Below are 23519 nucleotides of genomic sequence, written 5' to 3'. Positions count from 1 at the left end.
GGCGGCACCAGCGGACGTCACCCGTCGCCGGTCACCAGACCCGACTGGCGCAGATCCTTCAGGGCCACGCCGCTCCCGCCACGCCGCCGCGCCTCGCGCAGCAGCCAGACGATCGTGTCGCGGGCGTCGGCATGGGACAGGCCGTGCGGCGGGCGGATGTTCGACACGCAATTGCGTTCGCTGTCGCGCCGGCCGACCATTGGTGCCCAGGTGAGATAGGCACCGAGGCTGTCGGGCGAGCTGAGGCCCGGCCGCTCGCCGATCAGAACGAGGACCATCGCCGCGTCCAGCGCCGCGCCGATCGCATCGCCCAGCGCCACCCGCCCCTGTCGGGCAATCACCGGCACGGCGATCCGCCAGTCGGCCAGCGCGGCCATGACCAGCGTCGCCACCGCCGCGCCATGCGCGTGCAGCGCCGCGGCCGACAGCCCGTCGGCGAGCACGATCGCCAGATCGCATCCCCCCTGCCGCTGCGCCGCCAACGCGGCCGCCGACGCCGGGGCGAGGCAGCGCCCCAGATCGGGGCGGGTCAGATAGGCGGCACGATCGGCCGCGCCGCTGTCCACCACCACCGCCGATCCACCGAGCGCGGCGGTGACGGCGGCGACGTCGAGCGGGGTGTGGACCGCGTCCCTCGCGCGGGCATGATCGAGCTGGAACGCCAGCATCGCCGCCGTCGGCATCCCGCGTCCGGCGCGACCAAGGCCGATCCGCGCCTGCGTCGACCGGGGGCCATGCGCGACCGGATCACGGGCGGCATCGTCGCTCACGGTCGGCCCGCGCGATCGGGATCGGACAGCAGCGGCAGCCGCGCCGCGCCATCGGCCAGCGTGGCGCAGACCGGCGCGCCCGCCGCATCGACCAACCCCATCGACCGCAGCCACCCGGCGAATTCGGGGGCCGGCCCCTGCCCCAGCAGATGGCGGGCATAGAGCGCGTCGTGAAAGCTAGTCGATTGATAGTTCAGCATGACATCGTCCGATCCGGGCACGCCCATCACGAAATTGACGCCGGCGACACCCAGCAGCGTCAACAACATGTCCATGTCGTCCTGATCCGCCTCGGCATGGTTGGTGTAGCAGATGTCCACCCCCATCGGCAGGCCCAGCAGCTTGCCGCAGAAATGATCCTCCAGCCCGGCGCGGACGATCTGCTTGCCGTCGTAGAGATATTCCGGCCCGATGAAGCCCACCACGCTGTTGACCAGAAACGGGTCGAACGCGCGGGCGACGGCATAGGCGCGGGCCTCCATCGTCTGTTGATCGACGCCGTGATGCGCCTCGGCCGACAGCGCCGATCCCTGCCCCGTCTCGAAATACATCACCTGCGAACCGATCGTGCCCCGGTTCAGCGCGCGCGCGGCATCCAGCCCTTCGGCGAGCAGGGCAAGGGTGATGCCGAACCCGGTGTTCGCCGCCTGCGATCCGGCGATCGACTGGAACAGCAGGTCGACCGGCGCGCCGCGTTCGATGGCGGCGATGCCGGTGGTGATGTGCGCCAGCACGCAGCTTTGGGTCGGGATCGCATAGCGGTCGCGCACGCCGTCGATCAGGTGCAGCAGCTCGATCATCGCCGCCGGATCGTCGCGCGCCGGATTGATGCCGATCATCGCATCGCCACAGCCCATCAACAGCCCGTCGAGCATCGCCGCCGCGATGCCGGCGGGGTCGTCGGTCGGGTGGTTGGGCTGCAACCGCACGCCCAGCGTGCCCGACTGTCCCATGGTATTGCGGAACCGGGTGACGACGCGGATCTTCGCGGCGATCGCGATCAGATCCTGATTGCGGCACAGTTTCGACACCGCCGCCGCCATTTCGGGGGTGATCCCGGCCGCGACGGCGGCGATCGTCGCGCCATCGGTTTCGTCGGCCAGCAGCCAATCGCGAAACCCGCCGACGCTCAGATGCGCGACCGGCGCGAACGCGGCGGCATCGTGCCGGTCGACGATCAGCCGCGTGACCTCATCGACCTCGTACGGCACCACCGCATCGGTCAGGAACGCGGTGAGCGGCAGGTCGGCCAGCACATGCCGCGCCGCGACCCGTTCGGTGGCGTCGCGCGCGGCGACGCCGGCCAGTACGTCGCCCGAGCGATGGGGAGAGGCGGCGGCCAGCAACGCGGCCAGACCATCGAATCGATAGCGCGTGCCGCCAAGGTCCACCGCCAGCATCACCGCGCGCGCGCCACCGACGTCAGGAAATCGATCAGCACCGCGAAATACGCCTCGGGTTCCTCATAGAAGGGCATGTGCGAGCTGTTGGGAAACACATGGATGCGCGAATCGGGCAGCGCGCGATGCATCCGTTCCGAACACGCCGGGGTCAGTTCGTCATGCACCCCGGTCAGCACCAGCGCGGGGGCGGCGATGGCGCCCATCGCCGGTATCCGGTTCCAGTCGGTCATGTTGCCGGTGAAGGTGAACTCGTTCGGCCCCTGCATCGTGTGATAGGGGCCGGTGTTCCAGTCGGCGAGCGCGGTGACGAGCGGTTCGGGCCATGTCTTCAACCGGCAGACATGGCGATAGTTCAGGATGGTCATCGCCGCCTGATATTCGGGATGGTCCATCGTCCCCGCCGCTTCGTGCGCGGCCATCATCGTCACCGTTTCGGTGCCCAGCCCCAGCTTCAGCCGCTTGAGTTCGGCCACCAGATGCGGGATGTCGCACGCCCCGTTGGCCAGGATCAGGCTGGCGATCCGGTCGGGATGGGTCAGGGCATATTCGGTGCCGAGCCATGTCCCCCAGCTATGGCCGAGGAAATGGACCCTCTCGACGCCGAACGCCGCGCGAACCTCCTCCGCCTCCGCGACATAGCGTGCCAGCGTCCACAGCGCGGGATCGGTCGGGCGGTCGGATGCGCCGCACCCCAGTTGGTCCCAGGTGACGACGCGAAATCCCGCCGCCACCAGCCGGGCGTGCGGCGCGCGCAGATACAGGCCGGGCAGGCCGGGGCCGCCATTGGCGAGCATCACCGTTTCGGCCCCCTCGCCGTAGCTATAGCCGGTAACGCGGTGGCCGTCCGACAGGGGAATGTCGACGATAACAGGCTCGAAGGTCATCGGCGGAGACTCCGGCGAAGGGACGGGCAAGGGTGCGCGCGCATCATCGCGCGGGCAAGGGGGTGATCGCGGTGGCCCGCCGCCGCGCGCGCCAGACCAGCACGACCGGCAGCAGCAACAGGCACGCCAGCAGCGACGCCCCGGCATCGGTCGTCAGCATCGCGTGCAGCCCGCCGCGGTCATAGGCCTGCCCGTCGAGCGCCTGCATATAGGCGATCGGCAGGCAGGTCGCCGCCTGGAGGAATGCGAACTGGGTGGCGGCCAGCGGATTATCCTCGCCGATGCTGCGGAACACGATGGTGCTCTCGACCGCGAACGCCGCCGCCTGAAAGATGTTCTGCCCGATCAGCGCCAGCGCAAACACCGCCGGGGTATGCGGCAGCGCGGAGAGCGACAGGGTGAAACACGCGCCGGTCGCGCCGATCGCGAGATAGATGAACAGCGGTTCGATGCGCCGGACCAGCGCCGGCACGAACAGCGTGCCGAGGATCGCCGAGGCGGTGACGCCGATGCCGGCGACGACCGACACGAAGCGTTCCGACGCGCCGAATTCGCCGCCCAGCCCGCCAAGGCTGTTGGTCAGTGCGAAGGAGGCGGCGGGCAGGCAGAACAGGAACAGCGTGCGCCGGACGACGGGGCGACGGATCAGCAGCCCCAGTTCGCGCAGCAGCGTGGCATAGCTTTCGCGCGCGCCGCGCCGGGTGCCCGCCGGCGCCGGAATCCATGCCAGCAACACCATCGGCAGGGCGATGGCGATCGCGCAGGCCAGCGGCCCGACGACCGGCGGCAGGCCGCGCAGCAGCGTCATGAACAGGATCGCGCCGATCCCGAACCCGGCAACGTTGCCGACGGTGAAGCCCGCCGCCAGCCGCCCTTCCTGCCCCTTCGGCACGATCGTGCCCAGCCATCCGCCGAGCGCGTTGTAATAGAGATTGGCCGCCAGAAAGCCGGTCACGAGCAACGGCGTCAGCACTTCGGGCGAACCCAGATTGCGCATCGCCACGAAGGCGATGACGGCGGCGAGCAGCCCGAAGCAGATCGCATAGGCGCGACGGCTGAAGCGCACATCGAGGATCGGCGCGACCAAGAACCCGCAGAACGTCGGGACCAGCGCCAGCGCGGTGATCGACGCGATCGTCACCTGCGCCACGCCGCGCGCCGCCAGCAGTTGCGGCACCGTCATCAGGCACAATGCGCCATAGGCACCGAAGGTCAGGTTCGCGAGGCCCATCAGCGCCACGGGCAGCGTGCGTCGCGCGGTCATCGCGCACCCGCCGTCGCGGTGGCGGGTGCCGGCTGCGCGAAGGGCGGCGGGGCCGCGACCGGCGGCGCGAACGGCGGCGGTGCCTCGTCGAGCAGGTTGCGGACGAAATAGTCACGCATCTTGCGCCAGTAGAACGGCCGGTTCGGCCGGTGCGAGCTGTTGGGCAGGATCAGCAGGTCGACGTCGCGTCCCGCCTGGATCAGCGCGTCGGCAAGCCGCATCGTTTCGGTGACGGGCACATTGTCGTCGATGTCGCCATGCCCGAGCAGCAGCTTGCCGCGCAGGTTGCCCGCGACCGACAGGTTGGAATTGCGGTCCCATGTCGCCTGGTCGGCATAGCCCATCGACACTTCGGGCCACCATGCCTTGTCGAGCCGCAGTTCGTGGTTGCCCGCCCACGCCACCGCGACCTTGTAGAATGCCGGGCGGCGCAGCACGAACCGCGCGGCGTCATAGCCGCCCGCCGACCCGCCATAGACCCCCACCCGGCTCACATCCATATAGGGGTAGCGCGCCGCCATCTGGCGGATCAGCGCGATATGATCGTCCAGCCCGACCTCGCCCAGATTGCGATAGGCGGGCAGGCGGAACGCCTGTCCCCGCCGCGACGTGCCGGTCCCGTCGACCGACACGACGATCGCGCCGACCTGCGCCAGCGACGCCTGTCGCGCCGCGACCGCGCCGGTCCATGTCGTCGGCACCTGCGTCGTCGTCGGGCCGGTATAGACTTCCTCGATCACCGGATAGGACCGGGTGGGATCGAACCCGACCGGTCGCCAGATCATGCCGTAGATCGGCGTGCGCCCGTCGGCGGCCACCCCCCGGAACGTCTCGGGCATCACGAAGCCGGTGGCGCGCAGCGCGCTGTCGTCGGCGCGCGCCAGTTCAGCGACGATCCGCCCGTCCGCCGCGTCGCGCACCACGGTGCGGGTAGGAATGGTGGGGCCGGACATTGCGTCGACCATCCATCTGCCGTCCTTCGACACGGCGACGTCATGGTCGAGCGGTTCGGGGGTCAGCAGCACCGGCGGCGACGCGCCGTCGCTGCCGACGCGATAGGCGGCCCGGTAATAGGGATTGCGATCCCCCTCGCGCCCGACCCCGGTCAGCAGGATGCTGCCGCGCTTCGCATCGACATGCTCGATGCCGATCACTTCCCATGCGCCGGTCGTCAGCGCGGTGCCACCATCGGGCGCATCGGGCTTCACCAGATAGAGCTGCGCCCAGCCGCTGCGTTCGGACACGCTGAGCACGCCGCCCAGTTCGGGCGCGGCACGAAAGAAGCTGCTCGTTACCGTCACCAGCGGGCGCACCGCCTCGCGCGCGATCATCCGCGCCGCGCCGGTTTCCGGGTCGGCGCGATAGACGAGGACCTGGCCATAGCCGCGCTCGGTCCACGCCATCTGCGGCTTGCCGTCGTGCCAGCCCAGGTCGGGCGGCATCGGATAGAGGATCAATTCGGACGGGATCGCCAGCGGCACCAGCCGCGCCCGCCGCTGCTTGAGCGCGCGTTCGACATCGACCGCGAAGCGGGTCGCCTGCGGCAGTTTCTCGGCCCCCGCCAGCGGATAGATATATTGGAACGAGCGCGGGTAGAAACTGCCCGGCGGGTTTTCCTGCGTGATGCTCAGTTTCTTCACGCCGCGCGTGTCGAGCCGCCATGTCACGATGGTGCGGCTGTCGGGCGACCATGCGACCGATACCGGCATGACCGGGTCTTCGGTCCCCGCCTTCAATATGTCGGCCAGTTGCGGTATGCTGCGGCCATAGGGTTGCTCGCGCGTGCCGTCGGTGGTCAGCGCCACCTCGCGCTTCGATCGGCGATCTCGGGCGAAGAGGTTGAAGTCGCGCGCCACGATCTCGAACCGGCCATCGGGCGATACCGCGCCCTCGCCGTCGGGCGCGCCGGTCGGCGCTTCGGCCAGCGTGCCGTCGGGCGCCAGTTGCCAGCGTTTGTCGAACGCGCCGAACCGCAACACGCCCTTGGCCGACTCGAATACCGGGTCCTCGATCGACAGTTCTTCGGCATCGACCGGTTTGGCGATCGCCGCCGCCAGCAACCGCGCCAGCGTCGCCTCGTCGGTCAGCGGGGCAAGGGTTCCGGTCGCCAGTTCGAGCCGCCGCAAGGTGCGGCGTCCGGGAACGCCAGTCCAGTAGAGCAGGAACCGGCTGTCGTCGGTAAAGGTCGCGCGGACATCGCCATCGGCGAACAGCGCGTTGGCCGCCGGACGCTGGAACCGGTCGGCCAGCGCATAGCGTTCGGCGATCGACGCCACGGGTCGCGGCACCCCGGCCGTCGCCTGGACGCCGCTGCCCGACGGCCGCGCCGGTGCCATGGTCGCCGTCGCGAGCGCCAGTCCGCCCAGTGCCGTCCCGCACAGCGTCCGCGCCATTGCCTGATACCCGCCGCCTGTCACCGTCTCGATCCCCTTCGCCACGTCGCATGATCCGATCTTGCACCCCTTCGTGGGGGCATGGATATTGCGTTGCACCATATTCCTATTGACATAAATACAGTTATGTATTTTATATACGAAATACATCTGGGGGACAATATGAATAGGAAAGCGACGTTTCGATATGCCTTGTTGCTCGGGGGAGCGACCGTAGGAACCTTGCCGACGATGGCGCTGGCACAGGCGCTGCCGGTCGCCGACGACAAGGCGACGGTCGACGACAAGGCAGGCGAGCAGGGGGAAATTCTCGTCACCGGATCGCGCATCCGCCGCATCGCAGCAGACAGCCCGTCGCCCGTCGCGGTCGTCGATGCCGACCAGATTCGGGCAACCGGCGCGACGCAGATCGCCGACGTCATCAACCAGTTGCCAGCGCTGGCGGTCACGCTGACCAACCAGACGAGCAACCGTACCGGTAACGCCGGCGTCAACGCCCTCGATCTGCGCGGCATGGGGACGCAGCGGACGCTGGTGCTGATCGACGGCCGGCGGCAGGTGCCTTCGGTTCCGGGGACATCGGCGGTCGACCTGTCGAACCTTCCCGCCAGCCTGATCCAGCGGGTCGAGGTCGTGACCGGCGGTGCATCGGCACTCTATGGCGCCGACGCAGTGGCGGGCGTCGCCAACTTCATCACCAAGCGTGATTTCCAGGGGGTGGACGCCAACCTGCGCTACGGCGCGTCGACCCGCGGCGACCTCGACATCTACAGCATGGATCTCACCGCCGGGCGCAACTTCGCCGACGGACGTGGCAATGTGACGCTGTACGGCTTCTACGAGCAGCAGCCCGGATCGGTCACCGGCGCCGACCGGCCGTGGACGGCGGGCGGCTATCCGTTCTACACCCGTGCCAACGCGAACCAGAAATATTACATCTCGGACGACAACCAGAACATCTATTCGTCCGATTCGCCGCAGGTCGTGCTCGGCGGCAAACTCTATGCGATCAACCCGAACGGCACGCTGCGCGCCCCGCAACTGGGATCGCAGGGCTTCACCAACGCCGTGCCGGTCACCGTCAGCAACACCAACAGCGAAGCGCTCGGCACGCTCGTCACCAATTCGGGCGGCGAATATCACGGCCGCTACGACGGCTGGTATCTCGCGGTCCCCAGCGAGCGTTTCTCGACCCGGTTCAGCGGCAATTTCGAGGTGTCGCCCGCACTCAAGCTCTTCGCGCTGGCATCCCTGTCGCAGAACCGGTCGGAGGCGGCCTATGCGCCGCTGACCGCGTTCGGGTCCAATTCGGTCCCGCGCGACAGCCCGTTCATCACCCCGGCGATCCTCGCCGCCAACGGCGGCGCGCTGCCCGCCAACGGCCTGTATTTCGCGCGTCGCATGATGGAGCTCGGGACGCCCTCGACCCTGTATCGCCGGCAAACCTTCCAGAGCGCGTTCGGCGCGGAGGGGGACTTCCGGCTCCTCGCCCATGACTGGAACTATTCGACCTATTATTCCTATGGCGTGACCGAACAGCAGGTGCGCCGGATCAACAATACCTCCAACCGCCGCTGGACCCTCGGTCTCAATTCGACCACCGGCGCCAACGGGCAGGCGGTATGCCGCAGCACGTTGACCGCGCCGGGCAACGGCTGCGTCGCAATCAATCCGCTGCTGCCGCTGACGCAGCAGATGATCGACTATGTCCAGTATTCGTCGAGCTGGTCGCGCTCGGTGATGAAGCAGCAGGTGGCGTCGGGCTATGTGTCGGGCGGGCTGTTCGACCTGCCGGGCGGCAGCGTCGAAGCGGTGATCGGCGCGGAATATCGCAAGGAAAGCAACGACATCGGCGTATCGGACGAGTTCAACCCAAAGAACGCGCGCTACGATCCGACGCTGGGCATCACCGCCACGCCGCTGCTCGGCAAATATGACGTGAAAGAAGCCTATGGCGAACTGCACGTTCCCTTGCTGAAGGACGTGCCGGGGTTCCGGTCGCTGTCGGTCGACGGCGCGGTGCGGCTGTCGGATTACAGCACCGCTGGCAATACCACGACCTACAAGGTCGGCGGCGAATGGGCCCCGTTCCGCGACATCCGCTTCCGCGCGACCTATGGCAAGGCGGTGCGCGCGCCCAACATCGGCGAACTCTACACCGCCAGCAGCATCGGCGGCATGTGGATCACCGATCCGTGCCAGACGTGGAACCTCGCCAACCGCGTCGACAAGACGCAATATACCCCGAAGAACTGCGCGACGATCAATCCGGGCGATCGCAATACCTATTGGGTCTACCGCGACATCATCTCGAAGGGGAACCTCGACCTGAAGCCCGAAACGGCGCGCACGCTGACCGTGGGCACGGTGCTGCAACCGCGCTTCATCCCCGGCCTGTCGCTGACGGTCGATTATTTCAACATCGACCTGCGCGATTCGATCGACGCCTTCCCGGCACAGACGCTCATCAACAAATGCGTCGACCAGCCGACGCTGACCAACATCTTCTGTCCGCTGATCCAGCGCGATGCCAACAACAACCTGTTGTCGGTCGTCACGCAGAAGCTGAACCTCGCCAAATATCTGACGCGCGGCATCGATTTCGGCCTGCAATATGCCACCGCGCTCGACCGGCTCGGCATCGCCGGCGTGTCGGGCAGGCTGTCGGTCGATGCGAACTATACCCGGCTGCTCAAGCGCGAGTACACGCTCGACCCGACCGATCCGACGACGACCACCGAATATCGCGGCGTCTTCGGTTCGCCGACGTGGAAGGGCGTCGTCCGTACCGCCTATACCGCCGATAGCTGGGGGGCGAACTGGACGCTGCGGCATTTCTCGCCGATGCGCACCAGCCCTTCGGTAACCAGCGCGCTGTACGAAAAGCGCTATACGCCCGACGTGTTCTACAACGACTTCTCGGCATGGGTCCGGCTGTTGCCGGGCGTCGACCTGTCGGGCGGCCTGAACAACGCCTTCGACCGCAAGCCGCCGCGTATTCCCGGTGCCGAAGCGGGCGGCGCGAACTTCGAACTGGCCAATCAGGCCGGGGTGTATGACGTGATCGGTCGCACCTTCTTCGTCGGTGCGCGGATCCATTACTGACCGGACGGCGGCGGCGGACCGGTTCCGCCGCCGCCGGTGCAGGCCGTCATGGGACGGCGGCCTGCATCGTCGCTTTCCCCTGCCCTGTCCCGATGCGGGGAGCGGTGCGTCGCTTCGCATCACCCCCGCCACCGCCAGCGCCTGCCGGAAGGCGTCGGGAATGGCGAAGCGATAGCAGGCGAGCGTCTGCGCGCGCCGTTCGGGACGGTCGATCCCCGGCAGGACACTGGCGACGCAGGGATGCGCCAGCGGAAAGAGCGCTTGTCCGCCCGAGCGGGCGAATGGCAGATAGCCGAGCTCGTCGAGGACCACGACCTTGAGCCAGGATAGCCGGGCCGCAAGCGCACCAGTCTCGCCGAGGCGGATCAGGGACCAGCCTCTGCCAATCCACCTGCTCCACTCATAAGCGGGAGGTTGGCGCATGGCCACCAACGCTACCCCTGCGCCCAACGACGCCGGGCCGAATGGCCGCTGCCGTTTCCACGGCGGTCGATCGCGCTCGCCACGTGGCAACAACAACGGACAGAAGCATGGCCGCTATTCGATGTTGCGATCGAGCTTGTACGGCAGGCAAGCCAACGCACGATGTAGGGACAAACGTGGGAGCGGATGGCTCGCGCTGGCAAAAATCAAGCAATTGCAGCGCTTTACAGCACGGTCTTGGCGGAGCGGGAGGGATTCGAACCCTCGATACGGTTTTGCCGTATACTCACTTTCCAGGCGAGCGCCTTCGACCACTCGGCCACCGCTCCGCATTGCCGGAAGAATGGCTCCCTAGGGGGCTTGGCCGCGTCGTGCAAGGGCGGTTGATGGGCGCGCGTCGCCATGGCAGGATCGGCCCCATGTCAGCCCTGCTCGCTCTCGCCGCCCTGCTTCAGGCCGCCCCTGCCGCCCCCGCCCCCACCCCGGCCGATCCGGTCGCGGCCGACTGGCGGGCGATCCCCGACGACGAACTGCTGGTGATGACGCTGGCGGGCGACCGGCGGATCGTGATCCGCCTCGCCCCGCGCTATGCGCCGGTGCATATCGCCAACGTGCGCCGGCTGGCCGCCGCGCATTGGTGGGACGGCACCTCGGTCTATCGCATCCAGGACAATTACGTCGCGCAATGGGGCGACGTGACCGAAAAAAAGCCGTTGCCCACCGGCGTCGTCGCCAATCCCCCGGCCGAATATGACAGCCCCCGCTATGACGCGGTGACGGCCATGACCCGGCGCGACCCCTATGCGGCGAAAAGCGGCCATAGCGCCGACGGCTGGCCGGTGGCGGGCGATGGACAGCGCGGCTGGCTGGCGCATTGCTACGGCATGGTTGGTGTCGGGCGCGACATGGCGCCCAGCACCGGCAGCGGCGCGGAACTCTATGCGGTGATCGGCCATGCGCCGCGTGCGCTCGATCGCAACGTCGCGCTGATCGGGCGGGTGGTGGAGGGGATGGAATATCTCTCTTCGCTGCCACGCGGCACCGGCACGATGGGCTTCTACGCGCCCGACCAGACCCCGACGCCGATCGTCTCGATCCGCCTCGCCGGCGATCTGCCCGCCGCCGCACGGCCGCGCCTCGAATATCGCGCCGCCGACAATGCCCGCTATGCGCGCTGGATACAGGGGCGCGAGAACCGCGAGCCACCGTTCTTCATGGTGCCTGCCGGCGGGGCCGACATCTGCAACGCGATGCCGCCGGTCCGCCGGGTGCCGTAACGACCGATCCGGACGATCTGGATCAGAGCGGGCCGGCACCGTATCCGCGCGAGCGGATCAAACGCCCTACCGCAACTGCTCGTCGCGCCACCATGGCTCGGCACGCGGCAGGGTGATCGCATCATGCTCGTCCGGCGCTTCGGCGATCGCCCGCAGCCGGTCGAGGTCCTCGGGGGTGTCGATGTCGATCAGCTCGGCCGGCGCGGTCACGACATGCCGCCCGGCGCGCACCAGATCACGCGCGCCGGCATCGCCCTCCAGCGATTCGAGGAAGTCGAACCGACCCTTGCCGAACACGGCGGGCGGGCACGGCTTTACCCCGTCGCTCGACGCCACCACCGCATCGTCGCCGATCGCGCCGTCGAGCAGGCGATAGACATGCGCGGCGGTGATGCGCGGCATGTCGGCCAGTGCGATCACTACCCCTTGCGCGCCCAGTTCGCGCGCGCGCCTGAGGCCCAGCTTCACCGATCGCGACATGCCCGCCGCCGGGTCCTCGTTCACGATTACCTCGAACCCGCGCGAGCCGAAGTCGAGGGTCGTCCCGTCGATCACCGCGATCCGGCCGAGGAACGGCATCGCCTCCAGCGCGGTGACGACATGGAACGCGACCGGCTTGTGCAGGAAGGGTTGCGCCAGCTTGTCGGCATCGCCGAACCGCCGCGATCGCCCGGCGGCCAGCAGGATCAGGGCGGTGTCCTCAGCGCGCATGAAAGCTCCTCACCATGGCCGCCGCGATCGACAGCGCGATCTCGGCCGGGCCGATCGCCCCAATATCAAGTCCCACCGGGCCGTCGATCCGCGCCAGATCGTCCGGGCCGATCCCCGCCGCCACCAGCCGTTCGAGCCGCGCGGCATGGCTGCGCCGCGACCCCAGCGCGCCGACATAGCCGGTCGGGGCCTTGAGCGCCGCGACCAGCGCCGGATCGTCGATCTTGATGTCGTGGCTGAGCGTCACCACCGCGCTCGCCGCATCGGGACGGAGCGCCGCCAGCGCCTCGTCGGGCCAGCGATCGTCGAGCGTCACGCCGGGGAAACGCTCTGGCGTCAGGAACCGTGCGCGCGGATCGATCAGCGTCGTCGCGATGCCCAGTTCGCGCGCCAGCCCGCACAAGGTCTGCGCGATCTGCACCGCGCCGACGATCAGCAACCGGCGCGGCGGATCATAGCGGTTGACGAACGCCCCGGCTGCGCCTTGCGTGGTCACACCGCTCGACAGGTCGGTCGACAGATCGATCGCCCGGCCGTCCGCCCGCGCCGCCTCGACCGCTTCGAACAGCGCCGGATCGAAGCCATGCGGCGAAACCGGCTGGACCATCACCTCGATCTCGCCCCCGCACGGCAGGCCGACGTCCCATGCGGCGGCATCGGCGACACCATAGCGTTTGACGACGAACGGCGCGCCGGCGATCACCTCGGCGGCGGTGGCGAGAATGTCGCTCTCGACGCAGCCGCCCGATACCGATCCCTCGAACCGCCCGTCGCCATGCACCAGCATATGGCTGCCACGCGGGCGCGGCGCCGATCCCCAGGTCGAGGTGACGGTCGCGATCGCAAGCGGTGCCCCGGCCCAGCTACGGGCGGCGGCGAGAACGGAGTCATTGTCGGCCATAGAATTCCCGGAAACGGCGGATCGGGGCATAACGCATCGGCGGCCTGCCACGATCCGCCACCGGCATCAGATCACGTCGAGCACCAGCCCGCGCGCCTTAGCTTCCTCGGCACCGATGTACCAGTTGGCCGGCGCCTTCTCGATCAGTTCCTCGATCGGCACCTGCGACCCCGCCACGATCGCACGGAACCCCTCCTCCTCGATCTCGACCGAGGTTTCGATCTCGTGCAGCTTGGCCTTGAGCGAGGCGACCAGCATCTTGAGCGGGCCGGATAGTTCGAGGGTGCTGGTCATCTGCCGCTCGTGCAGCATCAACCGGGTTCCGCGCGTCAGGAACCGCTTGTCGACCGGGAACGCCGACATGAACGTCGACCCCGCCGAATAGACCGCGACCTTGCCCAGAAACAGCGCCTCGCGCCCGGTATAGTCGCGCAGCAGGCGAATATCGTCGCCCATCGCCCGCGCGACCTCCGGGTCGCCGCCCAGCGTCGAGATCGACACGACCAGCGGCCCGTCGGTCGGCGCGTCGAGCACCTGTTGGCGGAAGCTGTCGTACATCGCATGATCGACCGGGCCGGCAAGATGAACGTGCGGGCGGGCAAGTAGCGGATAGTCGTTGATCGTGGTGGTGGTCATGGTGGGCGTCCCCCTTCGCGTGAAAGTCTGCGGCGGAACCGGGGGATGGGGGTAAGGTTCCGATTTATGGTGTCGCGTTGGTAGATTTGTTTCACGCGAGGGCGCGAAGAAGGCAGGATGGGTTCACGCGGAGGCGCGGAGACGCGGAGAGATCACGTTCGTGGCCTCGCCTCGTGCCGGGCCGGATCGCCTTTCTATGGAATGCCTTCCCAACATGCTCCCCTCCCTGACAAGGGAGGGGTTGGGGGTGGGTCGGCCGGTTGTGGAGCGCCTACCTTTCCTCGCAGGCCGACCCACCCCCGGCCCCTCCCTTGTCAGGGAGGGGGGTGCCACGAACGCACCTGCTCCGCGCCTCCGCGCCTCCGCGCGAACCCAACTTCCTTTTTCTTCACAGCCATCGCGCACAAACGAAAAAAGGGCGACCGGTCCAACAACCGATCGCCCTTTCGACAAGCCCCAGGAAAACCCGGATCAGTACACCCGCTTCTTCGGCTTGATATACTCCGCCTCGTCGGTGAGCGTATAGTCGTGCACCGGGCGATAATCGATCGCCGTGGTCCCCGTCTTGCCGCCCCAGCCGTCGAACGTCGCGATGGTGTGCTTCATCCAGTTCGCGTCGTCGCGATCGGGGAAGTCCTCGTTCACATGCGCGCCGCGGCTTTCCTTGCGGTTCTGCGCCGACTTGATCGTCACCACCGCCTGCGACAGCAGATTGTCGAGTTCGAGCGTCTCGATCAGGTCGGTGTTCCACACCAGCGACCGGTCGGTGACGTTCACATCGGCCATCGAGCGATAGATGCCGTCCATCAGCTCGACGCCCTCGTTCAGCAGCGCGTCGTCGCGGAACACGGCGCAATGCTTCTGCATCGTCTTCTGCATCGCAAGGCGGATCTTGGCGGTCGGCGTCGATCCGCTGGCGTTGCGGAACTTGTCGAGTCGCGCCAGCGCCAGATCGGCCGACCCCTCGGGCAGCGGCTTGTGCGGCGTGCCGGGCTTCAACGTCTCCTTGAGGCGCAGGCCGGTCGCGCGGCCGAACACCACCAGATCGATCAGCGAGTTGGACCCCAGACGGTTGGCGCCATGAACCGACACGCAGGCGGCTTCGCCGACCGCGAACAGCCCCGGCACGACCGCGTCGGCATCGTCGCCACGCCGGGTCACGACCTCGCCATGATAGTTACACGGAATGCCGCCCATGTTGTAATGGACCGTCGGCGTCACCGGCAGCGGCTGGCGCGTCAGGTCGACGCCGGCAAAGATCTTGCCGGTTTCGGTGATGCCCGGCAGGCGCTCGGCCAGCACCTTGGGATCGATATGGTCGAGGTGCAGGAAGATATGGTCGCCGTCCTTGCCGACGCCGCGCCCTTCGCGCATCTCCATCGCCATCGACCGGCTGACGACGTCGCGCGACGCGAGATCCTTGGCCGAGGGGGCGTAGCGTTCCATGAACCGCTCGCCGTCCTTGTTGGTCAGGTATCCGCCCTCGCCGCGCGCACCCTCGGTGATGAGGACGCCCGCGCCATAGATGCCGGTCGGGTGGAACTGCACGAATTCCATGTCCTGCAGCGGCAGGCCGGCGCGCAGCACCATGCCGCCGCCGTCGCCGGTGCAGCTATGCGCCGAGGTGGCGGAATAATAGCAGCGGCCATAGCCGCCGGTCGCCAGCACCACCGAATGGGCGCGGAAGCGGTGGATCGATCCGTCCTCCATGCACAAAGCGATGACGCCGCGGCACACGCCGTCCTCCATGATGAGGTCGAGCGCGAAATATTCGATGAAGAAGTCGGCGTCATACTTCAGCGACTGCTGGTACAGCGCGTGGAGCATGGCGTGGCCGGTACGGTCGGCGGCGGCGCAGGTGCGCTGCACCGGGGGGCCTTCGCCCATGTTCTGCATATGGCCGCCGAACGGACGCTGGTAGATCGTCCCGTCCTCGTTGCGGCTGAACGGCACGCCGGCATGTTCCAGCTCGATGACCGCCGCCGGTGCCTCGCGCACCATATATTCGATCGCGTCCTGATCGCCCAGCCAGTCCGATCCCTTGACGGTATCGTACATGTGCCACGACCAGTGATCGGGCGAATTGTTGCCGAGGCTGGCGGCGATGCCGCCCTGCGCCGCGACGGTGTGCGACCGGGTCGGGAACACCTTGGTGATGCACGCGGTCTTCAAGCCCGCCTCGGCGATGCCCATGGTGGCGCGCAGGCCCGATCCGCCTGCCCCCACGACCACCGCGTCATAGGTGTGGTCGATGATCTTGTAAGCGTCGGTGGCCATTATGCGGGCGTCCCGGTGAAAGCGATCTTGAGGATCGAGAAGACGGCGAGCAGCCAGGCCGCGCCATAGACGAAGTTCAGCGCGATCATCAGCACGACCTTGGTCTCGTCATGCTGGTAATCCTCGATCACCGTCTGGAGCCCCAGCTTGGCGTGATAGACGACCGAGGTGACGAGGAGGAGGAGCGGCACCGCGCCCCATGCCGATCCGACCCAGTCGACCATCGTCTTGTAATCATGGCCCGGCAACAGCGCGAGACTGAGGATCAGCCACGTCATCAGCAGCAGGTTGGCGCCGGCGGTCAGCCGTTGCTGCCAGAAATGATGCGCGCCGGTCTTGGCCGACCCCAGGCCGCGGACGCGACCGATGCTCGTACCATTGCCCATTACTGCTTCCCCACGATCAGCCACGCCCACAGCAGGACGGTCGCCGCGACGCCGAACACGATCGTCGCGATGGCGCTCTGCCGGTTGCCCTTCAATTCGAAATTCGCGCCGACATCCATGAAGAAGTGACGCACGCCGTTGCCGACATGCTGGAACAGCGCATAGCTGAGCCCGATGCCGAACAGATAGCCGACCGGGGCGAGCGGCCCGGTGAACCACGACAGGAAGCGGGCATAGCTCTCCTCGCCGCCCGACAGCGCCGCCAGCCACCACACGAACAGCGCAAGGCCGACGGTGCCCATCGCCACGCCGGTCGCGCGGTGCAGGATCGACACCAGCATGTTCGGACCCCAGCGCCAGACCTGAAGATGGGGCGAGGTGGGACGGTTCTTGGGGCGGACGGTTGCCAAATTCGGATTCCTTTGGCTCGGGGCCTTGAAATATTGTGGCCTATCTACGCACCCGCGTCCCCGATGCAAGGGTCGTTGCGCGAGTCCGGTACTCTATGGACTGCTCCGGCAACGCCCGATCAGCGCGGTGCCGGCCCGCTCGAGGCAAGCGACGCAACGCGCTGTTAACCCTTCCGGCGGTACTCCGGCAAGGAGCAGATGTCCCACGGTTGCGTGGGCGGGCACAGGGGATCAGGACAGGTGGCGACCAGACAGCTTCCGGCAGCCGAAAGCGTGAGCGGGACGATCGACCTGCAGGAACGCCTGCGCATCTTCAACATCAGCGAGGACGACGTGCTCGGCTCGCGCGCGCTGTGGAGCGTCATCGAACCCGAAGCGCGCAGCATCGCCACCAGCCATTTCGATCAGGCGCAGCGCGTCGGCGCGCTGCCCAGCCTGCACACCGACTTCGACCGCATGGTGCAGCTAGGCGTGAACTATCTGCGCAACCGCTTCACCGACCTGACCGGCATCGCCTGGGTCCAGTCGATCGAGCGTACCATCGCCACCGCCTTCTCGCGCGACGTGTCGCTCACCGCCGTGCTGTCGATGACCGATGCCGGGGCGCGCGCCACCTTCGACGTGCTGCGCCGGGCGATCACCGACGAGGAAACCTTCCGCGAGGCGGCCGAACTGCTCTTCCGCCTGCGCTCGATCGAGATCGATATTTTCGTCTCGCTCTACAACGCCTATTTCCAGCATGATCTCCAGGTCGGGCGCGACCGGCTGGCGCATGAATTCCGCGACAACATCGGCGCGACGGTCGAACGCGCCAGTTCGGAAAGCGATTCGCTGCGCGTCCATGCCGGGCGCACCTCGGCCAGCGCGCGCGGAATGCTCGGCAAGGCATCCGAAGTCGCCGCCGCCGCCGAACAGTCGGCGGTCGCGATGCGCGAGGCGGCGGCGACCTCCGCCGGCCTGATCCGCGCGATCGAGGATGCGCGCACCGAGGTCGAGGCGGCGGCCGAGATCGCCACCCGCGCCTCGAAACAGGCGGGCACCGCCGTCGGCATGTCCGAAACCCTCTCCGATCACGCCAAGTCGATCGAATCGATCCTCGGCCTGATCCGCGACATCGCCGGGCAGACCAACCTGCTGGCGCTGAACGCCACGATCGAGGCGGCGCGCGCGGGCGATGCCGGTCGCGGCTTCGCGGTGGTGGCGCAGGAGGTGAAGAGCCTCGCCAGCCAGACCGCGCGCGCGACCGACGACATCGCCGCAAAGATCGCCGCGATCCAGGCCGCGACCCGCTCGACCGTGGAAACCAACGCCTCGATCCGCGCGACCGTGACCGAGGTGCAGGAAAGCGCGATCCGCATCCGCCACGCGATGGAGGTGCAGGCGCAGACCGTCACCGCGATCACCGCCGCCGTCGACGAAACCGCGCTCGCCGCCGATTCGATGTCGTCGACGATCGCCGCGATCCGCGAGGACACCGAAACCGTCGCCTCCGAAATCGACCGGGTGGGCGACGGCTTCACCTCGCTCGACCAGGAACTGGGCGCACTGAAATCGAGCGCGGTCGACTTCATCGGCAAGGTAGCGGCGTAAGGCGCGACCCTCCTCCCGGCAAAGGCGGGGATGGGGGATGTGATCGACGCGACACCTGTACCACTATCGTCACCCCGGACCTGTTCCGGGGTCCACGGTTCCACCGGCGATGTCGCTTGCGCCTTCTTGGGTATCGTGCGCGGCGAAGTGGACCCCGGAACAAGTCCGGGGTGACGACAAGGTCGCAGAACCGCACTCTCCGGTTCCAAGCCCTGCGGTTTCCCCCTACACCCCCGCCCCATGGCCAACATCCTCCTCACCGGCGGGTCGCGCGGGATCGGCGCGGCGATCGCGGACACGCTCCGCCCCGACCACGCTCTCGCCGTCCAGTCGACCAGCGGGCCGCTCGCCGCCGACTTCGCCGATCCCGCCGCCCCCGCCGACCTCTGGGCGCGCGCGCTCGACGCCCTCGACGGGCGGATCGACGTACTCGTCAACAACGCCGGCGTGTTCGACGCCAACCCGGTCGACCTGCCCCATGCCGACTGGGTCGCCGGCTGGGAGCGCACGCTGCGCATCAACCTCACCGCCGCCGCCGAACTGAGCCGCCTCGCCGTCACCCACTGGCAGGCAAGCGGCACTCCCGGCCGCATCGTCAATATCGCCAGCCGCGCGGCGCATCGCGGCGACAGCCCGGCGCACTGGCATTATGCCGCATCCAAGGCCGGCATGGTCGCGATGACCAAGACCATCGCCCGCGCCTATGCCAAGGACGGCATCCTCGCCTTCGCCATCTGCCCCGGCTTCACCATGACCGGCATGGCCGAGGATTATCTGGAAAGCCGGGGCGGCGACAAGCTGCTCGCCGACATTCCGCTCGGCCGCGTCGCCATGCCGGACGAGGTCGCCGCCATCGCCCGCTTCTGCGCGACGGACGCCCCGCCGTCGATGACCGGCGCGGTACTCGACGTGAACGGCGCGAGCTACGTGCGATGAGCTGGAAACTCACCCTCCCCTGCACCCGCGCCGAGGCCGAGGCGATTGACGCCGCCGAGGATTACGGGTTTGATCCCGCGCCCGTGCTGATGACCACCGAGACGGTCGAGGACGATACCGAGACGTGGCGGCTCGACGCCTATTTCGAGGGCTGGCCCGACGAGCAGGCGGTCGCCGCGATCGCCGCGCTGGTGCCGAGCGCCGCCAATGCGGTGCCGACGCTCACCGAACTGGGCGACGAGGACTGGGTGACGATGAGCCAGGCGGGGCTCGAACCGCTCCACGTCGGCCGCTTCTTCGTCCACACCGCCGCGTGGGACGGCGATCACCCGGCGGGCACCCGGCCGTTCCTGATCGACGCCGGCCGCGCGTTCGGCACCGGCCATCACGAAACGACCAGCGGCTGCCTCGCCATGCTCGATTCGCTGGCGGACCGGTCGTTCGCGAACGTTATCGATCTGGGCACCGGCACCGGCCTGCTCGCCTTCGCCGCGCGCGAATTGTGGCCACAGGCACGGGTGATCGCGACCGACATCGATCCGGTGGCGATCGACGTCACCGCCGCAAACGCCGCGCTGAACCGCTCCGAGCGCGTCGAGCTGATCGTCGCCGACGGCGCACTGGCGCAAGCGATCACCGACGCCGCGCCCTACGACCTGCTGATCGCCAACATCCTCGCCGGTCCGCTGATCTCGATGGCCCCCGAAGTCGCCGCCATCGCCGCGCCGGGCGCGACGATCGTGCTGGCCGGCCTGCTGGAGACCCAGCGCGACGCGGTCGTCGCCGCCTATGCCGCCTGCGGCACGGTACTGGAAGAGGTCGACCGCCGCGGCGACTGGAGCGTGCTCCGCCTCACCGCCGGCCGGGAACGCTACATCCCCACCGCCCCGATCGACCCCAAGGGCCGCGACGGCTGGGCACTGGACTTATAGCCTTCTCCCCTCCCTGGAAGGGAGGGGTCGGGGGTGGGTCGGCCCGCGAGGGACGGTTCCGCCAGCCCCAGGCCGACCCACCCCCAGCCCCTCCCTTGTCAGGGAGGGGAGCGCGCAAGTGGCCGATCCACCCGACCCAAATCGTCGCTCCCGCGCAGGCGGGAGCCCATACACGCCGACGTCGCGGCAGGAAGCGCAACCGCTGCGGCTATGGATTCCCGCCTTCGCGGGAATGACGAGGGGACATAGAGCAGGCACACAACGACTGCCGCACACCCCCTCCGCGTCTCCGCGCCTCCGCGTGAACCCTACCCAACCTTCCCCAGAGCGTACGCCTGCGTGCCCCGCGTCACCACCACATCCTCGGGCAACACCACATCCACCGCCACCGCTGGCGCATGCCCGATCGCGGCGTAAACCGGCGCGAAATCGGTCTCGATCGTCAGCCGCAGCAATTCCTCGAACGAGGGGATGACGAAATAGGTCTGCTGGAAATCGTCGATCCGATACTCGGTGCGCATCACCCGCGCGAGGTCGAGCATCACCCGGTTGGGACTGGCATCCTCCAGCGAGAAGCGCGTTTCCGACGCACTCGACACGATCCCCGCGCCATAGATGCGCAACTCGCCATCCTCCTGCACCAGCCCGAATTCGACCGTGTACCAGTACAGCCGCGCCAGTTGCTTGAGCGACCCCAGTCCCAGCGCGCGCAGACCTCCCCGGCCATAGGCGGCGAGATAATCGGCGAACACCGGATCGGCCAGCATCGGCACATGACCGAACACGTCATGGAACACGTCGGGTTCCTGCAGATAGTCCAACTGATCGGGCCGGCGGATGAAATTGCCCGCGACGAAGCGGCGGTTGGCCATATGGGTGAAGAACACGTCGTCGGGCACCAGCCCGGGCACCGCCACCACCCGCCATCCGGTCAGCGCCTCCAGCCGGTCCGACAGTTCCTCGAAATCGGGAATCCCCGATTCCGAAAGCTTCAGCGCATCCAGCCCGCGCAGGAACGCCGCCGAGGCGCGGCCGGGCAGCAACGCCATCTGCCGCGCATACAACGTGTCCCAGGTCGCATGATCCTGCGCACTATAGCCGTCCCATCCCTGCGGGATGGTCCAGTCGGCGTTGGCGCCCTCGGGCGGGCGGTCGAGTACATGGGTTTCGCTTGCCATTCCCGCATTGTAGCATGCGCCATGACGATACGGAAACTGCTGCGCCGGAGTTCGGGTATGCTCGGCGGCCTGTTGCTCCTTCCCGGCATCTACCTGCTCGCCGGGCTGGCCGGCGGCGCGATTCCTGCCGGCGGCACCACCCCGGCGCGCGGCATCCGCATCTATGTCGAGGATAACGGCATCCACACCGGCATCGTCGTGCCCGCGCGCATCGGCGACGTGAATTTCGATGATCTGGTACGGCCGGGCGACCTCGCCGATTCGCGCCATGCCGGCCACGCCTGGCGCTCGTTCGGCTGGGGCGAGCGCGGTTTCTATCTCGGCACGCCGACGTGGGCCGATGTGAAGCCCGCCACCATCCTCGCCGCCGCGATCGGCAGCGACGCGGTGGTGATGCACGTCGACGCTCTGCCCGATCCCGCCGGACAGCGCGGTGTCTATCCGCTCACCCTGTCGCCCGACCAGTACCGCCGCCTCGCCGCGCACATCCGCGCCAGCTTCGCGACGGGCCATGCGCCGATCGCCGGCTATGGCCCATCCGACGCCTTCTATCCCGCGCGCGGCCGCTACAGCGCCGTCATGACCTGCAATAGCTGGACCGGCGCTGCGCTGCGCGCGTCCGGCGTGCCGATGGGGGCATGGACGCCGTTTCCGGTGACGGTTACGGCATGGCTGTGATTCACGGGCCGCCCTCGCTCCGGCAGTTCCTCGCCGAAACGCCCCGCGCCGCATGGGCGCTGGCCGGCACCCCGTTCCGGTGGCGCGCCGCGCTGGACGGTGCGCCGCGCGGCGACGGTGGTCCGGTGCTGCTCCTGCCCGGCCTGTTCAACAGTGATCGCTCGATGCTGCTGATGGGGCGGTTCCTGCGCGGCCTCGGCCATGCTCCGCACGGCTGGGGACTGGGCCGCAACTTCGGCCAGCGCAGCATCGGCGCGGATGGCGCCGCCCTGTTCGCGCGGATCGACCATCTGGCGCAGGCGAGCGGCCGCCCGGTCGCACTCGTCGGGGTCAGCATGGGCGGCATCATGGCCCGCCTCGCCGCGCATCGCGTGCCCGCGTCGGTCGAACAGGTGGTGACGGTCGCCAGCCCCTATGCCGGCCCGGCGCGCGCAACCCGGGTGTGGCGGCTCTACGAATGGATCAGCGGCGAATCGGTCGACGATCCCGCGCTCCTCGCGCTCGCCGACGAGGTCCGCCGCCCCCTGCCCGTCCCCGCCACCGCGATCTGGAGCGCCAGCGATGGCCTCGTCAACGGCCTGTGCTGCCATGTCGCGGGCGAACCCGGCTGCCACGCGGTCCATGTGCCGAGCAGCCATTACGGCGTCCAAACCCGCCCCGCGATCCTACGCGCGGTGGCGCAGGCGCTTGGCGCGAACTGTCCTACAGCGGCGACATCGGCCATCGTGGCGGGGACGGCGGACTGAACCCCGCCGCGCTCTTTGGACATCGTCGATGGTCGTACCCGCGAATGGTTCGCAACAACTGCGCCGTTAGTGTAAACTTTGTAAACTTTGCCCGCGCATCTCCCCTCCCTGACAAGGGAGGGGTCGGGGGTGGGTCGGCCCGCAACCGCCACGCCACTGCCGTCCGGAACCAACCATGGCGAGTGTAAACTTTGTAAACTTTGGCGGGAATTGAAACCCGGAGGACCGCCCCGCCGCAACGCGCCCGACCCCACCCGTCATTCCGGCGAAGGCCGGAATCCATACACGCCGACGATAGCGGCTCCTGCCCGGACAGCCGTTCCGACCGACCCAAGCCCCGCCACGGGCAAAGCCCGTGTCGTCGAACGGCGCTTTCCGCGCCGCCGGCCGGGCGCGCCTAGGGCCTGTGGGGATTCAACGTGAGTTGATGACGGCTGCGACGAGGTAGATCATGGCCTCGAAGCTGCGATCTGTTTTGCAGGCACGCATGGCGATGCGTTTGAACTCCTTGAGCTTGCAAAAGAAGTTTTCAATGAGGTGCCGCCACGCGTAGATGGCGGGGTCGATCTTGCGCGCGCCTATGCGCCGTGGGTGCTGCGAGATGATGACCGCCGCGCCG

Annotated in this window: 20 protein-coding genes, 1 tRNA gene and 1 pseudogene; 7 read left to right on the top strand and 15 right to left on the bottom strand. The window is 68.1% G+C overall.

The features are described from left to right. Positions 1-17: 17 nt before the first annotated feature. The 5 genes from eutC to LRA89_RS00090 are packed head-to-tail and all read right to left on the bottom strand — an operon-like array spanning position 18 to position 6759. A complete protein-coding gene (gene eutC, locus LRA89_RS00110; protein ID WP_230635438.1) occupies positions 18-770 on the bottom strand; it encodes an ethanolamine ammonia-lyase subunit EutC in 753 nt (250 codons plus the stop codon). After that, positions 767-2170, bottom strand: coding sequence for an ethanolamine ammonia-lyase subunit EutB (locus LRA89_RS00105; protein WP_230768853.1), 1404 nt, complete (start codon positions 2168-2170; stop codon positions 767-769). The genes eutC and LRA89_RS00105 overlap by 4 nt, the downstream gene beginning before the upstream one ends. After that, entirely contained in the window at positions 2170-3057 is an 888-nt protein-coding gene (locus LRA89_RS00100; RefSeq protein ID WP_230635436.1) for a proline iminopeptidase-family hydrolase, read from the bottom strand. Before LRA89_RS00100 ends, LRA89_RS00105 begins: the two co-directional genes overlap by 1 nt. 43 nt (positions 3058-3100) lie before the next feature. Next, entirely contained in the window at positions 3101-4321 is a 1221-nt protein-coding gene (locus LRA89_RS00095) for an MFS transporter (protein WP_230635434.1), read from the bottom strand. Continuing rightward, positions 4318-6759, bottom strand: a complete 2442-nt coding sequence (locus LRA89_RS00090) for a S9 family peptidase (protein WP_230768852.1) — start codon at positions 6757-6759, stop codon at positions 4318-4320. The genes LRA89_RS00095 and LRA89_RS00090 overlap by 4 nt, the downstream gene beginning before the upstream one ends. 186 nt (positions 6760-6945) lie before the next feature. Between LRA89_RS00090 and LRA89_RS00085 the strand changes: the two genes are divergently transcribed. Continuing rightward, a complete protein-coding gene (locus LRA89_RS00085; protein ID WP_230635432.1) occupies positions 6946-9819 on the top strand; it encodes a TonB-dependent receptor domain-containing protein in 2874 nt (957 codons plus the stop codon). A gap of 246 nt (positions 9820-10065) precedes the next feature. Here LRA89_RS00085 and LRA89_RS00080 read toward each other — a convergent pair. Together LRA89_RS00080 and LRA89_RS00075 are read right to left on the bottom strand one after the other, a co-directional pair. Continuing rightward, positions 10066-10182 (bottom strand): annotated as a pseudogene (locus LRA89_RS00080) (ATPase); the annotation flags it as partial. A gap of 298 nt (positions 10183-10480) precedes the next feature. After that, positions 10481-10571: transfer RNA gene (locus tag LRA89_RS00075), tRNA-Ser, on the bottom strand. A 90-nt stretch (positions 10572-10661) separates the two neighbouring features. Between LRA89_RS00075 and LRA89_RS00070 the strand changes: the two genes are divergently transcribed. After that, on the top strand, positions 10662-11519 hold the full coding sequence (locus LRA89_RS00070) for a peptidylprolyl isomerase (RefSeq protein ID WP_230635430.1): 858 nt from the start codon (positions 10662-10664) through the stop codon (positions 11517-11519). A gap of 66 nt (positions 11520-11585) precedes the next feature. On the opposite strand, the gene LRA89_RS00065 is transcribed toward LRA89_RS00070, so the two are convergent. The 6 genes from LRA89_RS00065 to sdhC form a co-directional block, all read right to left on the bottom strand. Beyond that, positions 11586-12230 (bottom strand): nucleotidyltransferase family protein, encoded by a 645-nt coding sequence (locus LRA89_RS00065; protein WP_230635428.1) that lies wholly within the window; start codon positions 12228-12230, stop codon positions 11586-11588. Beyond that, positions 12220-13131 carry an XdhC family protein gene (locus tag LRA89_RS00060; RefSeq protein WP_230635426.1) on the bottom strand — a complete coding sequence of 304 codons (912 nt, stop codon included), beginning with the start codon at positions 13129-13131 and terminating at the stop codon, positions 12220-12222. Before LRA89_RS00060 ends, LRA89_RS00065 begins: the two co-directional genes overlap by 11 nt. Before the next feature lie 66 nt (positions 13132-13197). Continuing rightward, complete coding sequence (locus LRA89_RS00055; protein WP_056498457.1) at positions 13198-13767, bottom strand: ATP-dependent Clp protease proteolytic subunit; 570 nt, start codon at positions 13765-13767, stop codon at positions 13198-13200. Between the two features lie 471 nt (positions 13768-14238). Next, positions 14239-16044 (bottom strand): succinate dehydrogenase flavoprotein subunit, encoded by a 1806-nt coding sequence (gene sdhA, locus LRA89_RS00050; RefSeq protein WP_055757509.1) that lies wholly within the window; start codon positions 16042-16044, stop codon positions 14239-14241. Continuing rightward, a complete protein-coding gene (gene sdhD / locus LRA89_RS00045) occupies positions 16044-16430 on the bottom strand; it encodes a succinate dehydrogenase, hydrophobic membrane anchor protein (RefSeq protein WP_055757507.1) in 387 nt (128 codons plus the stop codon). The genes sdhA and sdhD overlap by 1 nt, the downstream gene beginning before the upstream one ends. Beyond that, positions 16430-16840 carry a succinate dehydrogenase, cytochrome b556 subunit gene (sdhC, locus tag LRA89_RS00040; protein ID WP_055757506.1) on the bottom strand — a complete coding sequence of 137 codons (411 nt, stop codon included), beginning with the start codon at positions 16838-16840 and terminating at the stop codon, positions 16430-16432. Before sdhC ends, sdhD begins: the two co-directional genes overlap by 1 nt. Positions 16841-17080: 240 nt before the next feature. Here sdhC and LRA89_RS00035 point away from each other — a divergent pair, with 240 nt between their 5' ends. The 3 genes from LRA89_RS00035 (at position 17081) to LRA89_RS00025 (ending at position 20298) form a co-directional block, all read left to right on the top strand. Then, positions 17081-18430: a methyl-accepting chemotaxis protein gene (locus LRA89_RS00035; protein ID WP_056498450.1), complete on the top strand. Its 1350-nt coding sequence runs from the start codon at positions 17081-17083 to the stop codon at positions 18428-18430. A gap of 240 nt (positions 18431-18670) precedes the next feature. Further along, complete coding sequence (locus LRA89_RS00030; RefSeq protein WP_230635424.1) at positions 18671-19366, top strand: SDR family NAD(P)-dependent oxidoreductase; 696 nt, start codon at positions 18671-18673, stop codon at positions 19364-19366. Further along, positions 19363-20298, top strand: a complete 936-nt coding sequence (locus tag LRA89_RS00025; RefSeq protein ID WP_230635422.1) for a 50S ribosomal protein L11 methyltransferase — start codon at positions 19363-19365, stop codon at positions 20296-20298. The genes LRA89_RS00030 and LRA89_RS00025 overlap by 4 nt, the downstream gene beginning before the upstream one ends. 308 nt (positions 20299-20606) lie before the next feature. On the opposite strand, the gene phhA is transcribed toward LRA89_RS00025, so the two are convergent. Further along, positions 20607-21476, bottom strand: a complete 870-nt coding sequence (gene phhA / locus LRA89_RS00020; RefSeq protein WP_230635420.1) for a phenylalanine 4-monooxygenase — start codon at positions 21474-21476, stop codon at positions 20607-20609. Between the two features lie 21 nt (positions 21477-21497). Between phhA and LRA89_RS00015 the strand changes: the two genes are divergently transcribed. Together LRA89_RS00015 and LRA89_RS00010 are read left to right on the top strand one after the other, a co-directional pair. Then, positions 21498-22154: a TIGR02117 family protein gene (locus LRA89_RS00015; protein WP_230635418.1), complete on the top strand. Its 657-nt coding sequence runs from the start codon at positions 21498-21500 to the stop codon at positions 22152-22154. Continuing rightward, positions 22145-22900 carry a GPI inositol-deacylase gene (locus LRA89_RS00010; protein ID WP_230635416.1) on the top strand — a complete coding sequence of 252 codons (756 nt, stop codon included), beginning with the start codon at positions 22145-22147 and terminating at the stop codon, positions 22898-22900. The genes LRA89_RS00015 and LRA89_RS00010 overlap by 10 nt, the downstream gene beginning before the upstream one ends. A gap of 414 nt (positions 22901-23314) precedes the next feature. Here the strand turns inward: LRA89_RS00010 and LRA89_RS00005 are convergent. Beyond that, positions 23315-23519: transposase (locus LRA89_RS00005; protein ID WP_329958497.1), on the bottom strand; the 205-nt coding region annotated here is incomplete at its 5' end.

The organism is Sphingomonas sp. Leaf4, from assembly GCF_920939515.1.
Classification (GTDB): domain Bacteria; phylum Pseudomonadota; class Alphaproteobacteria; order Sphingomonadales; family Sphingomonadaceae; genus Sphingomonas.
This window is presented reverse-complemented; position numbering and strand designations above follow the sequence as displayed.